At 69.3% G+C, this 12865-nt stretch carries 6 protein-coding genes; 2 read left to right on the top strand and 4 right to left on the bottom strand.

Annotated features, from left to right (window positions below):
• Positions 1–1221 precede the first annotated feature (1221 nt).
• Positions 1222–1590 (bottom strand): hypothetical protein, encoded by a 369-nt coding sequence (locus ACFY0K_RS44105; protein WP_330257719.1) that lies wholly within the window; start codon positions 1588–1590, stop codon positions 1222–1224.
• On the opposite strand from ACFY0K_RS44105, the gene ACFY0K_RS44100 reads away from it, so the two are divergent.
• A complete protein-coding gene (locus tag ACFY0K_RS44100) occupies positions 1522–2634 on the top strand; it encodes a DUF3800 domain-containing protein (protein WP_345060878.1) in 1113 nt (370 codons plus the stop codon). The two genes, ACFY0K_RS44105 and ACFY0K_RS44100, sit on opposite strands and share 69 nt — an antisense overlap.
• 279 nt (positions 2635–2913) lie before the next feature.
• Here ACFY0K_RS44100 and ACFY0K_RS44095 read toward each other — a convergent pair whose 3' ends face one another.
• Entirely contained in the window at positions 2914–3534 is a 621-nt protein-coding gene (locus ACFY0K_RS44095) for a hypothetical protein (protein ID WP_345060880.1), read from the bottom strand.
• Complete coding sequence (locus ACFY0K_RS44090; RefSeq protein ID WP_345060882.1) at positions 3535–5568, bottom strand: DnaB-like helicase C-terminal domain-containing protein; 2034 nt, start codon at positions 5566–5568, stop codon at positions 3535–3537. It abuts the gene before it with no gap.
• 1855 nt (positions 5569–7423) lie between these two features.
• Here ACFY0K_RS44090 and ACFY0K_RS44085 point away from each other — a divergent pair.
• Positions 7424–9406 carry a hypothetical protein gene (locus tag ACFY0K_RS44085; protein ID WP_330257724.1) on the top strand — a complete coding sequence of 661 codons (1983 nt, stop codon included), beginning with the start codon at positions 7424–7426 and terminating at the stop codon, positions 9404–9406.
• Between the two features lie 233 nt (positions 9407–9639).
• On the opposite strand, the gene ACFY0K_RS44080 is transcribed toward ACFY0K_RS44085, so the two are convergent.
• Positions 9640–12726, bottom strand: coding sequence for a hypothetical protein (locus tag ACFY0K_RS44080; RefSeq protein WP_390644674.1), 3087 nt, complete (start codon positions 12724–12726; stop codon positions 9640–9642).
• Between the last annotated feature and the right edge of the window lie 139 nt (positions 12727–12865).

The following is a 12865-nucleotide window of genomic DNA, read 5'->3' as shown; positions in this document are numbered from 1 at the left end:
GCGCGCCGTCTCCTCCGGAGACATGACGCGCCGTCACTACGTGACGGAGCGTTGCGCCGTCGCTCCGCGACGGATTGTAACGCTGCTCCGCAGCATTACAGGCTGGCTACGAGGATGGGCCAGCCCTCGCCGGTCGGCCGCCCGCGTTACATAATTGGAGTGGCGGGGTCGTTTGAGCTTTGAGTGTTCTTATATGGCTTTGAACTGGGGCTTTGTCTCGTGAGAAGCTCAATTGTTGGCGGCAGGGTGGAAGCTGCTTGCGTTGGAAGCAGCCCCTCGGGGCTCCTCTGCCTCCGAAAATGTACCCATTATGTAACGCTCGTGATCCATACATAAATTATGTAACGGTTACTCTCTGTACTGGTAGTGGTGGTCTGGACCTCTTGTGCCTGAAAGGGGAGGGAAGAAAACCTTTCGGAGGGGATCCTGTGAATTCGCCGAGAGAGTAATTATATTTCTGGCGCATTCGCTCCCGTTACATTTCCTGTTTTTCTTGTGGGGCGTCGGTTGTTCGGTACCGATTCTATCCGGATGGTGCTATCCAAAGGGTGAATAATTGTATCGTGAAGCGGAACATCGGAACTTAATTATATTTGTGGGAGGACAGTAGGGCCTTTGGGTATTCCGCCGGTTTCGATCGCTGTGGTACCGCCCGACGGTGCTTTCGAGCAGTCTGGCGGTCGGCGTGAGACGGAGCGGCCAGACAATGAAGGAGTCGCGTCTTGCATTCTGCCGCCGTCCGGCCGTGGCTGCCGCGGTGTCCGTGCTCGCCCCCGCGAGCGCTCGAGCCGTTGGGCGCGGCGACACGGTCGCGTTGCCCGTGCGCGAGGCCCTGGCTGCGCTTCCTCTCCAGTCCGAGGACCGTACGGGCTACGAGCGGACGGTTCCGGCTCTGGATCGACGCGGACCGTGATGGGTGCAGCACCCGCAACGATGCTCTGGTCGAGGAAGCTGTCACCGCTTCAGAGCATGACGCCGCCTGCCGGCTGATGCCTCGCGGGCCGCGTCCCGGATCGTTGCGGCACACGCCCCGCGGGTCCGACGAATCCTGAACGACGGTGCACCTGCCGGGCGTGAACGCCCCGCTGTCCGCGGTGAGGAGTTCCTGGAGCACCTCGAGGTTGTTGCGCACGGCCAGCAGGGGTTTGAAGTCCGGACTGTCGTAGGCGGATGTGCCGATGAGGACGGCCCGCGAACTGCGGGGGCCCGGCATCTGGACGGTCACGGCTGCGGCGGGTTCACGTGTTCGCGCATGGCCGCCTCCAGCAGGGTCCGGGCGTCCTCGGCGGAGTCGGCGGTGACCTTGGTGCTGCGGCCGTCTGCAAGGGTGATCTCGACGGATGTGGGTGAGCGGCGGGCACGGAGCAGTGCGGGCAGCGTCCCGAGGAACGCGGAGAGGGCGCTGCCCCTTCCCAAAGAGACGGCCAGCAGTGCCTGCCCGCTGCCCCTGGCGCTGTACGGGCGGCCTGCCCGCCTCGATCCCGGTGCGGGCGGATTCCGGGCGGCAGGGAGAATGCCGTCGTGCCGCTGACCGGAGAGAAGTACACCCAGCTGAACCAGCCCGAAGCCACCACAGACGGTGCGGACCATGGGCGGTGGATCGCCTGCGACGAGTCCGGCTGGGACGGTGAGCAACTCATCGGCCGTCGGCGCCGGTTCCTGGTCTACGCCTCCATCGCCGTCGATGACGTCGAAGCAGCCGCGCTCATCCAGCAGCTGCGGGACCAGGCCGGAATCCGGCAGGCCAAGGAACTGAAATTCGACCTGTTCAAGAATCGCACCAACCGGTGGTCGCTGCTGCAGCAGCTGTGGGAGCCCGGCGGTGCGCTCCACGACAGGTGCTCGGTGTACGTGGTCGACAAGGAGTACGCGGCAGCAGCGAAAGTGATCGACCTGCTGCTGGAAGAGAAGGAGCACGACGAAGGAGGGAACCTGTACGCCGATGGAAAGGCCCGTGCTCTGGCGCGCACGCTCGCGCTCGAAGGACCGCGGGCTCTGCGCGGCACCCTGTTCCAGGAGCTGATGTCCGCGTTCGTGACGCTGGCCTCCCGGCGCGGCACGAGCCAGCAGGACGAGGCGCTGGGCGTGTTCGTGGCCGCCCTCGATCAGGCGTGGGCGGCTTCGACGAGGAAAGCGGTCACCGCGCTGTTGGCCCGGCTGCGCGGAGCCCGCGACTACGCCGCCACCTTCCACGAGGACCCGGCCGACCCAGTATTTCCGCAGCTGGAGATGCTCATCCCCGCAGTTGCCCAGACGGCCCGCCGGTGGGACCGCCGCCTCGGCCGTGTCAGTGTCCTCACCGATGAACAGCAGATGCTCACCGACGACGCCCTGCGGACCGTGCACGAGTACGCCTGCGCTCCTGTCGGCATGACCCTGCTGACACGGGAACGCGGTGCCGATGTCGCCGCCGTCGTCCGCGGCAGCTCTGTCGACCACCCCTCCATCCAGCTCGCCGACCTCCTGGCTGGTGCGGCAGCAGCCGTCGCCGAACGTCACGAAGGCAACCCCTCCGACGCGGGCGAGGGCCTGTGGCCCGTCATCACGTCCTTCGTCGAGCAGAGTTCACTGCTCCCCTACGACGACCCCGCCGCTCAGCTCCGATCGGTCAAGGAGCGGCCTGTACGTCGCTGAACCGGCATCCGGCCGCCCGGCATCGGGGGCGTCGGTCTGGGGCATGGTGCGGGCCGAGGCTCAAAGACGGGGTGGGGGGATCCGCTCCGTATGCGGCCTGGCCTGGAGGGGAGGCGGCCGGTCGGGCCGACTGCAGGTGCTCCGGGTAGCTGGCCAACTACTCGTGCGGGAATGGCTCTCTTGCGGTGGAGGATCCGGCAACAGCATCCACAGGGTCCGGGAGTCGTTGGGTCGCTGGACGCCGTCTTGAGCCGGTGAGGCAGGCTGCAGGTGGTCGTGTCAGGCGCCGATGCCGATGTAGGAGACGTAGGTGTAGGCGCCCCAGTCGGAGTCGAGTTCGGCGATGACGTCGTCCCAGAGGTCTTCCATGGTGTCCAGGTCGTTGGCGACGAGGGCGTCGACGGCGTCGTCCCAGATGTAGCGGACCTGCCGGTGCTGGATCCTCAGGTTGTCGCGGCGGCGTGGCTCGTCGACGGCTGCCTGGTTGACGGGGTGGATCTCGATGCGGGTGCCGCGGCCGCCTCGGTTGAGGTGTTGCTTGAGGGCGCCGGGGTTGGCGAGCACGTTGTGGGCGCGCAGGTTCCAGTAGGCGGTGTCGATCGCTTCGAGGTTGGCGGCGCGCGGGCGCTGGGTGCCGCGGGTCCAGGCGCGGATCGTTGTGGGGGTGGCGTGGATGCCGGCGTCGGCCAGGGCCTGGGGGCCGCCTTTGGTGGTGGTGAGGTAGCGCATGCGGGCTTTCAGGCCGCGGCGGGTGTCGACGGGGGATTTGATTCCGCCGTCGATGATCAGGCGTTCGAGGGCGTCTTCGAGAGCGCGGGCGAGGGCGATTTTTCCGTGGACGTTTCCGGGGTCGCGGTCTGCGCCGTAGTTGCCGAAGTTTTTCCATCCGTCGGTCGACATCTATCGGGCGCTCTTCCTCGGCAGGGGGTACTGGTCTTTTTGTTTCATCTGGGTGGTGAGGCGGCCTTCGGTGAAGACGGTGCGCCAGTCGCCGGCGACGTGGAGTTCGTCGGTGCCGCGGACGCGGACGACGGTCAGTCCGTTGCTGTGGGCCCGGTGGGATTTATACCAGAGGTTGGCGAATGCCTGGGAGCGGATGATGTGCATCCAGTCGGGTCGGCGGATGTCGCGGTTGACGCTTGATTCTCCGATGGTGGAGGTGAATTTCGAGTACATGGCTTTGATGTATTCGACGGTCACCGTGTCGTCGGTTTTGAGGGCGCTGGTTCGGGCCTCGGTCAGGACGCGGCGGAATTTTTCCAGGAGTCCTTCGCTGGCGCCGGAGGTCCAGCATTCGGTGATGTGCGGGGCCTCGCACAGGCCGAGGCGGGCGCAGCGGATGAGGAGGCGGATGGTGGCGTCGTCGAGGAGGACGGGGCCGTCTTCGCGGCGGTTGCCGATGGGGTCGGGCAGGTCGGGGTGGTGCCAGGTGGGGCGGGCGGGGAGGCGGTAGATGCCGGAGCGTTTGGGGTCGAAGCCGCCGTGGGGGTCGTGGATGAGAGCGCCGATGGGCAGGTGGGTCTTGAAGGCGGACAGGAAGCTGGCGTTGGTGTCGAGGGCGTTGACGGTGATCGGGGGATGGGTGCCGTTTTGGAGGGCTTCCGTGAGGTGGGTGTTGGTCCAGTTGTGGCGGCCTTCCCAGATTTCGTCGGCGCCGTCCTTGGTTTTCTTCCGGAGGAATTCGAGGGTTTCCGGGTAGACGGTGTGCTCGTAATTTCCGCCGACGCGGGTCGCTTCGAACAGGGCCATGGCGTTCGGAACGGCCTTTTTCACCAGGGCTTCGGTGGCGGCGGTGATTTCGCCGTCGTGGTCGTGGAGGGCTTCGTCGACGGCACGGGTGATCATGCTGGTGAAGTAGCTGTAGTCCCGGTTCGCGTAGCCGCCCTGGGGCGGGGGTGCGGCGGGGGTGCGGCGGGGCGATGGCCTGCGTGAGGCGGCGGTGTGGGCCGTCGGGGCGGGCTGGGTGGCCGTGGGGTCCGGGGAGGGGCCGGGGGGGGCTTGGAGAGGCGTCTGCGGGGTCGGCGTAGGGGCGTGCGGGGTCGTAGTCGGGGGCGTCTGGGGTGCTGAAGTGGGGGTGACGGGACTGGCGTAGGGGTCGGTGATGCGGGCGTGGGCGAGGTCGGCGTGGAGGGTGAGGGTGGCCTGCGGGCCGAGGTCGCGTTCGGTGACGGTGGCGTGGATCTGGTCGGCGTCGCGGGTCAGGGTGATGGTGATGTCGAGGCTGAGCGCGGCGATCAGGTGAGGGTCGTCGGTGTCGACGGCGGTGAGGACGGGGAGTTCGTGGGTGCGGGCCAGGTGGGCGAGGGCCTGGGCGGCGTCGGTGATCTGGGCCGGGCCGGACAGCGGCAGCCGGGGGTCCTCGGTGGTCTGGAGGCGGTCGACCACGACGAGGGCCAGGCCCGGCAGGTCCGGGACGCTTTCTGCGATCGCGTCTGTGGTCAGGTCGGTGCCGTCGTCGATGTAGAGCGGGGCTTGGGCCAGGTGGTGGTGGAGGGCTGCGGTGTCGTCCTGTTCGGTGGGGGTGAGGCGGCCGGCTCGCAGGCGGCGGTAGTCGACGGGCAGGTGTGCGGCGACGATGCGTGCGGCGATGTCGGCGCGGGTGAGTCCGGAGGCGGCGTACAGGACGGGTTGGTGCTGGTCGAGGGCGCTGGTGCGGGCGGCGGCGGTGGCGATCAGGCTGGATCCGGCGCCCGGGGCGCCGGCGACGAGGTAGAAGCGGCCGGGCTGGAGTCCGCCGAGGACGTCGTCCAGGGCGCGGATGCCGGTCGACAGGCCCATCAGGGGTGTGGGTGTGGTGGTTTCGCCGGTGGGGGCGGTGGTCGGGAGGACGGTGTCGAGGGCTTGGGCGAGCGCGGCCAGGCGTCGCGGGGTGCGCGGCGCAGCGATGGCTGGGCCGCCGGCTGGGAGGGCGGTCTCGTGGCCGGTGCCGGGCATTGCGGGAGCGGGGGCCGGCGGGCTCGGCTCGGGCGGGGTCGAGGGGGGTTTGGGGAGGGCGGTCGGCGGTGTGAGCGGGTGGTGGAGTGCGGGAGCGGCGGGGCTGGGGTCGGCAGCGGCTGGCGAGCCGGTGGGGGCGGTCGGTGGGGCTGGGGTGGTGCCGGGTGAGGCGGGGGGCGTATCGGCGAGTGCAGGCGTGTCGTGAGGTGCCGGTTCCAGCTGGGGTTCCGAGGACGTGGTGGGGGCAATGGCCGTTTCGGCAGGGGTAGTTGCCGGCGCGGGTGCGAGGTCTTTGTCGGCTTCGTCTGCTGGTGTGGCCGGAAGGGGGTTCTGGACTGTCTGCAGGCCCTCGGGGGGTGGGGTGGAGTCCGGGGCTGATGTTGCCGCCGGGGCCGCTGTGTCAGGCGCGGGCTCGGCGTGAGGTGCGGGCGGGGCGGGGGTACCGTCCGCGGCCGCGGCGATCAGTACGGCGACGGGGGTCTTGTGGCGGCACAGCACCTGGGGGTGGCCCTCGGCGCCGAACTGGACCAGATCCCCGAGTTGTCTGCGGGCGTCCGCGATGCTGTGGGTGGGGGCTTGGATGAGGTCCCAGCCCAGTTCGGTTGCGTGGGCGGGGGTGGTGAGCAGAGCGTGGTGCGGGCCGCGCGTCAGGGGGGTGGGGTGCCCTTGGATGGCGGCGTCGATCAGCTGCTTGAGTGCGTTGCGGGCCCCGTGCAGCGTCGCCGGGCGGGTGCGCGCCAGAGCGTGTGGTGTTCCCGCGTCAGGGGCGGTGGTGGTTGTTCTCCGCTCTTCCAACGGGCCCTCAGCTGACTCGGGTTGACTGTCCTCGTCGTGTCGGCGGCCGGCGTTTTCAGGGAAACTCAGGGGCCAGTGGCCTGCCCAGCGCGGAGCCGGGTCGGACGGCTCCGTCGGGGCTACAGGAGGGGCGGCGTGGGCGGGGTTGTCCGGCACGGCCGCGCCGGAAGACGCCTCATCGGCGGCGTGGGATGAACGCGAGGAGGACACCCGGGGACTCCAAGAGCAGAAGCGGTAAGCGGGTTGCGAGGGACAGGTCGGGCAGTGGGCCGCCGAGGGGGTGCGGAGCGACCGTGCCGTCAAAAATGTAACGCCGCCATCCAGTCTAGCTGACGGTACATAATCTTCGCCCGAAGTTATGTAACGCTCGCCGCTGAATTATGTAACGCTGCGGTCGGGGTCTCGGGTGATCGCGGGGCCTGGTCCTGCCTCCGGAGGGTGACGGTGCGGCATGCCCTCAGCTCGGGGGCCGTCAGGCGTGAGCGGCGGCCCGCTCCATGGGTGACAGGTTCCGCCATGGCCTTCAGCAGAGCGCGGAGAGCGGCCCGCTCGACGGTCTGCGTTTTGTCTATCGGTCTCGTCCTCGGGCTCATCGGCAGGAGCACACGATGAAGACTCGGTCGCCCTCGAGCCGACGCGCTCGGGCTGGGCCCTGGGCGGCCGCGCATGACTACTCCCCCGTAAGCCATCACAGCGGCGGGGCCACACGGTTGCTGCTCCAGCGGAAGGACAACGTCCGGGACGCGGCGACAGGTTCTGCCCGCTCGCCCCCGCGATGACGCTCAACTCCCTCTGATCGAAATGGAGTACGGAGCACACAGCTATTGCGCTAGGCTCGCCGTTCATCGCGCCCCGTACGGGCACGGTTCGGGATCGCCAGGTCCGGCCAAGGCCGGAATCGCACCCTGATGCCTCCGTACGCGGCCGGCCCAGGCGCAGGCCCGGCTACGGCCGGGATCCGATCTGGCCGGGAGCACAGGAAAACCCTGTGCGCCCTTCCACGTCACGGACCGGGCGGCACGTGCTGCTCCGGTCCTGCCGACCGAAGGCAGAAACTCCGATGGACAGCACGGCCAACATGGTCCTGCCCACGATCCCCGAGCGGGCCCCCACGGACGCCACTGAGCACCTGCAGAAGAACATCCGCGGTTGTCCCGCCGTCTTTCAGGCGGACTGGATTCCAGACAACGACGGCAGCGCGATCTTCGCTCGAGCATGTGTGGAACCGGGCGCCGTACGCCCGCTGTTCCCCGCGGACTTCGCCGGCACCGGGGAGGAACTGGGCTTCCTCAACGGCGGCGTACTGGCCGGTGTCCGGCAGGTCCTCGCCCCCAGTACCCGGCTCTACACTCTCGATCTCCTGCTCGTCTCCAACATCCGGGACCTGGAGCAGAGCGACTACAGCGGCGCCGAGGAGATCCTCGGCGCGCGGCCCTTCCCTGCTGCGACCGCACCGGACAAGACTGCGGTCCTGGAGCTCCTGGCCTCCGGGCCGCAGGCGCTGGACTGGACTGCGGCACGGCAGCGGTGGGCGCTCGAGCAGGTACGGCTCAGCATGGCGGGCCGCTCCATCGCGACGGTCACCACCGAAGGCCAGCGCCGACCAGCAGACGTAGCCCTGGCCCGCGTCGTGGACAGTTCCGGAAAGATCTTGGCAAGGGGCCTGCTGGTGATCGACGGCCACGGCCGGGTCGCCGCCAAGCTGGACGCCCTGTGCCGGTTCTGCCAGGAAACCGGTCTCCCCTATGACGTCCTGGCATTCACGACCCTGCCCGCCCAGGAGCAGATCCTCGTTCTGGACCACCTCGGCGCGGCGGTACGCGCCGCGCGGGCCGCGCTGAACGAGACGGATACGTCGTCCGGCACTGTCGACTTCACCGTCCGGCACAAGGGCCGGGACCGGGAGGTCAGCATCCCGGCCAGGCTCGCTCTGGAGGCGGTGAACAGCTGGACCACCACGGCCTCCGTGGTGGTCGCCGGTTACCGGGAGCAGGAGCGCGCAGACTTCTCCGCGTCCATCACCCGGCGCTACGAGTCCATCCACAACGACGCCACCTCGCTGCCGGGCGGGACCGGGGCGGCGCGGCTCGCCGAGCAGGCCGTGGACCAACTCGCCGACGCCGGAGTCCTGGATGCCGTCCCCGGTTACGGCCGGACGATCGCGCGGTACCTCAAGCTTCCCTCCGGCCGCCCTGCCGGACTGGAGCTGGAGTACCTGGCCCTGCTCGCGGTGTGGGCGTTCAGCCGGAGGACGGCCGCCGCCCAGCGTGTCTACGAGGCTCTCGGCCTGAACGGTGGCGCCGGCAGCCCGCAGGTGCACAACAGGGGTGAGGTCGTCGCACACCTTGTGCGGCGTTGCCTGCCCCGCGCGAAGGCCGAGTATCACGCGGCCGCGGCACAGTCCCTGCTGGTTGGTTCGAACAGCCTGCCCACGGAGCCCGTGCAGCGATCGTTCCGCGAAGTCATCGACGACATCACCGGCAATCCGACGCCGCGGCTGCGGACGGCGGCTCTGGCCGAGGCGCGCGTCCGCACGCTGATCGCGGCAACCGCCAGCGGGATTCTGCAGGCCGCCTACGGCTCCCAGGCCAGCACCCGGCCGCGCGGCCAGGCCAGTGCCTTCGTCAACCGCATGCTCACCGACGGCGCCGCTCCGCGAGCCGCATGGGGCCGACGCCAGGCCGAAGCCATCGTCGCCACCTACTGGCAGTCCCAGGGCGCTGTCATCCCGCCCCAGGTCGTCCAGGACAGCCCGCCGCCGAACGGCACCCGCTACGAGCCGGTCACCAAGAACGGCGAACCGGTGCCCGCCACCGACAAGTGGCTGCGTCATGCCTGGCACAACCGGCGCCCTGAGAAGATCATCACGAATGATCAGCACGAGACGAACGTCTCGGAGCAGCTGACCCTCGCTGATACGGCGCTGACCGCCTACGCACTCCATCTCGGCCCGACCGGCACCGTGACCCAGCAGTGGCTCGATGGCACCCGCAACCAGCTCTTCGACCTCACCGGCACCGTGAGCCGCCTGCGCGCCACCTGATCTCTGGCCACACCTCACCTCCGGTCCGGGCGTCTGCTGGCCGTACCGCCTTCCTGCGGTCCATCGGCTGCGGCAGACACCCGGGCCGGACCGGGATGGATAGGTGCGTCGTCGATCTGTCGCGGCGGTGCGAGTCGGCCGTCCCCGGCGTGGAGACGGCACGCGCCATCCCGCGCTCTGCCGCGGCGGTCCGGCATGCCCCCCTGGAAGACCTGCGCACACGCCCTGGCGGGTCAGATCGTGTCGTCCTCCAGGGCTGGCCAGCCGAACGGGTCCGTGTGCTCGATGTCGTCCGTCCAGTAGCCGTACCGGTCGCCGAGCACCGACAGCAGTGCCTGGGAGTCGACCCGGCCGGGGCGGATGGCGAGGCCGAGGCCGCGCGCGGTGCTGACCGCAGCCACGGACAGGTGGGAGCGCAGGGCGTGTTCGGTGAATGCCTGGGCAGGGACAGGCGGGTCGTGAGGACGTTCGGGGGCCTGCATGGCGGCGAGGATGCGAGCTCGGTGTTCGGGGAAATCACCCGGGGAGGGGCGCAGGCCCTGCTGCTGGGCGCGATGGTTTCCGGCCGCGTTGGCGATGGCGGTCAGCAGGTGCCAGTCGCGCCACCCTTCCTGCCTCAGCTGCGTGGCTGTTCGCCGGAAGCCGGGGTCTGCGGCCAGGCGGGGAAGGGTGTAGCGCACGATGGGGAGCAAGTTGGCATAGCGGTTGCGGACGGTGTCGAGGGCTGTCTCGTGCTCGTAGCCGGGTCCGGGCCCGGTCCGGGCCGGCAGGGCAGCCGGTTTCGCCTGGCCGCGCGGTGTGCCTGCTCCGACGGCCGGGTCGGCGAGCGTAGCCATCGTCTGGTAGTCGTCGGCTTTCAGGAAGTCGGCCAGTTCGTCGTAGGGGCGGCCGACGAAGAGCTTGTGCCAGAGGCCGCTGGCGAGCGCCTGCTCGACGAGGTGCATGAAGGCCTCGTCGGAGAGCAGCGACTGGGAGAGCACCACCTTGACCAGGGCGGTGAGCAGACGGGACGGTTCTGTTTCCACGTCCGCGGGGGCGATTGTGGGCAGGCGCAGCCTCCACCGGTTGGTATCCCGGTCGGCGCTCTGGTCGCAGACTGCGGGCTGGTCGTGGGGCAGGGTGGTGTCTGCGCGGATCGCGACGCTCAGACTGCCGGGCAGGAGCAGCGGGTCTCCTACGGCGAGTTCGCCGAGGAACACCTGGAGTGCTGCGGTGTAGCGTTCCGCGGCCAGCACCGACAGCCGGTCGTTCGGGCAGGTGATCTCCCAGTCGACGCCGAGCGCGTTCCAGGCATAGCGGCGTGTGGGGCCCGCGTCACTGAAGGGCCGTCCCACACCGTGGGCGTCGGCCTCCTCGGCGTACGTCTCTTCGGCTGCTGTGAGGACGTCTGCGGTCGAGGCGAGCAGGTCGTCGATGATGGTGTCGATGCCCGCCGAGGCGGTGATCGTGCGGAGCAGGGGGACGAAGCCGGGCCTCACCGCGTCGGCTACGCGCAGGGTGAGCGCCTGATTGCCCATCATGTCCCAGACGTAAGGGTAGCGTTCGTGGTTGTACGGCTCGTCGCAGTAGGAGTTCTGCGCCATGAGGCCGATGCAGAACAGGCGGGTGGCGGAGATCCAGTTTCCGGCCTGGCGGTCGTACTGGGCGGCGAGGATGATCCCGCGGGGGACGAAGCGGTTGAGTTCCGGGGCGGGTGCGGATGTCGCGGCGGTGGCGGCTGCGAGCGCGTACTGCTTGGCCGCGATGGGCAGGCCGAGTTCGCTGTAGAGGCGCGCGCACAGCAGCAGCATGATCAGGCCGCCCTCGAGGGTGTCGCCACGCAGCCAGTTGGCCTTGGCTTCGTGGATCTCCTGGAGCGCTTGCGGGATGCGGCCGCTCTTGATCAGGGCGTGGCCCCGTGACTGGGCGCGTTCGCCGCGTGCACTCTGGCCGGTGACCCGGTCGGTGGCCTGATCGAGCAGGTCACGGACCTCCCGGTACAGGGGGTGGTCCACCAGTACGGGGGTGAGGTAGTCGAAGAGGTCGGCGGTGTGCTCGATGGGGAACAGCGGCGCGTTGTCCAGGTGGTGGCCCAGCCGGAGCAGGATGCGCATGCCGGTGTCGAGGTCCGTGAGAGGGGGCTCCGACTGCAGGGCAGGGATCGGCCCGCCGGCTTCTACCGCTTCGCGGACGGATGCGGTGACCTCTGCGACGGTCGGCAGGTCCTCGGGCACGGATTCGAGGCCGGCGGTCATGTCGGCGTGCAGGGCCAGGCGGGCCCGCATGGCCAGCAGATGGGCCATGGCGTTGGGGGGCGGGTCCGCAACCAGCAGGCGGTCGATCTTGTCTGCCAGCAGGTGCTGCCAGCCGCACAGGTCCTCTGCGGTCAGCGCGGTGAGGCGGCGCACCAACGCCCCGAATCCGTATTGGAGGAGCACAACGGCGTCCTCGAGAATTCCGGGGTCGGTGAGGGTGTCGTCGGCGGTGACCGTGTCGAAGAAGTCGCGGACCAGTTGGTCCGTCGGGTGCATGTCGCCGAGGCCGCGCAGGGTGGCCACGACGATCTCGTAGCGGGCGCGCAGGGCGGTGTGCTCTCCCGCTGCGGCGGCCAGCAGGGCACGTGCATGGCCGATCCATTCCGGCAGATCGGCCCGGGCCTCGTCGTGGAAGGTGGCGTGGCGCAGCGGGCCCCGCAGGTCCACCAGGTCACCCAGGGTGCGGGCCGGTTCGTCGTTGGCCTGCCATCGCCGGCGGGCTTCGACATACCAGTCGGGCAGTTGGCCGGCTCCGTCCGGGCGCGGTGGAGCGAGGTCGGAGGGCAGGTGAAGGTACTGGACGGCGAGGTAGAACAGGTCGTAGTCGGCGAGGTGGAGGGCGAGGGCGGCCGCGTCCCAGATCTCGAGTTCGACCTGGTGCGTCCGGGCGGCTTCGTCGATCAGGTCGTGCCGCTTCCCGGTGGGCACTGCGGTCACCGTGAAGTAGATGACGCGGTCAACGGGGGTGCCCTGCCCGCAGATCGATGCCAGATCCTTTCGGATCTTGCCGGGGATGTCGGTGGCCTGGATGGTGCAGGCCATCACCACCCGCTGGGTGGAGGCCAGCGACGCGAACAGGGACGTGCCGGGCAGCTCCCGGGGAATGTTGCTCCAGTGGCTTTCGGCGTCCCGGCCCTGGTCCCCGCCGCTGCTGACGGGGCCGGTCGCCGGCAGCAGATTGCTGGTGATCCTGCGGCGGGCCAGGCCCAGGCACAGGGCCTCGAACTCGTGGTGGCTGTTGCTCTCGCCGAGGACGCTCAAGGCGAAGCGGATACGCTTCTCGAGCTGGACGGCATCGTCACTCACGTCGTTCCCCCTGGTCTGGCTGCCGCAGTCACGCACGACCAGTGTCCAGTACCCCACTGACATCCCGGGGCCATGCGCGCGTCTGCGGTGCTGAGCGGACATGGGTTCAGCCGCCGGGCGCGTGCTCATGCGCGTCACG

The organism is Streptomyces sp. NPDC001507 (genome assembly GCF_042894765.1).
In the GTDB taxonomy this organism is placed as follows: domain Bacteria; phylum Actinomycetota; class Actinomycetes; order Streptomycetales; family Streptomycetaceae; genus Streptomyces.
Note: the sequence above shows the minus strand (reverse complement) of the source record. Positions and strands in the feature narration are given on the sequence as shown.

Bases quoted from the DNA above. Each gene is read 5' to 3' on its own strand.
- ACFY0K_RS44105 (WP_330257719.1), bottom strand. From the start codon at position 1,590: ATGGTCCGCACCGTCTGTGGTGGCTTCGGGCTGGTTCAGCTGGGTGTA.
- ACFY0K_RS44095 (WP_345060880.1), bottom strand. From the start codon at position 3,534: ATGTCGACCGACGGATGGAAAAACTTCGGCAACTACGGCGCAGACCGC.
- ACFY0K_RS44090 (WP_345060882.1), bottom strand. From the start codon at position 5,568: ATGCCCGGCACCGGCCACGAGACCGCCCTCCCAGCCGGCGGCCCAGCC.
- ACFY0K_RS44085 (WP_330257724.1), top strand. From the start codon at position 7,424: ATGGACAGCACGGCCAACATGGTCCTGCCCACGATCCCCGAGCGGGCC.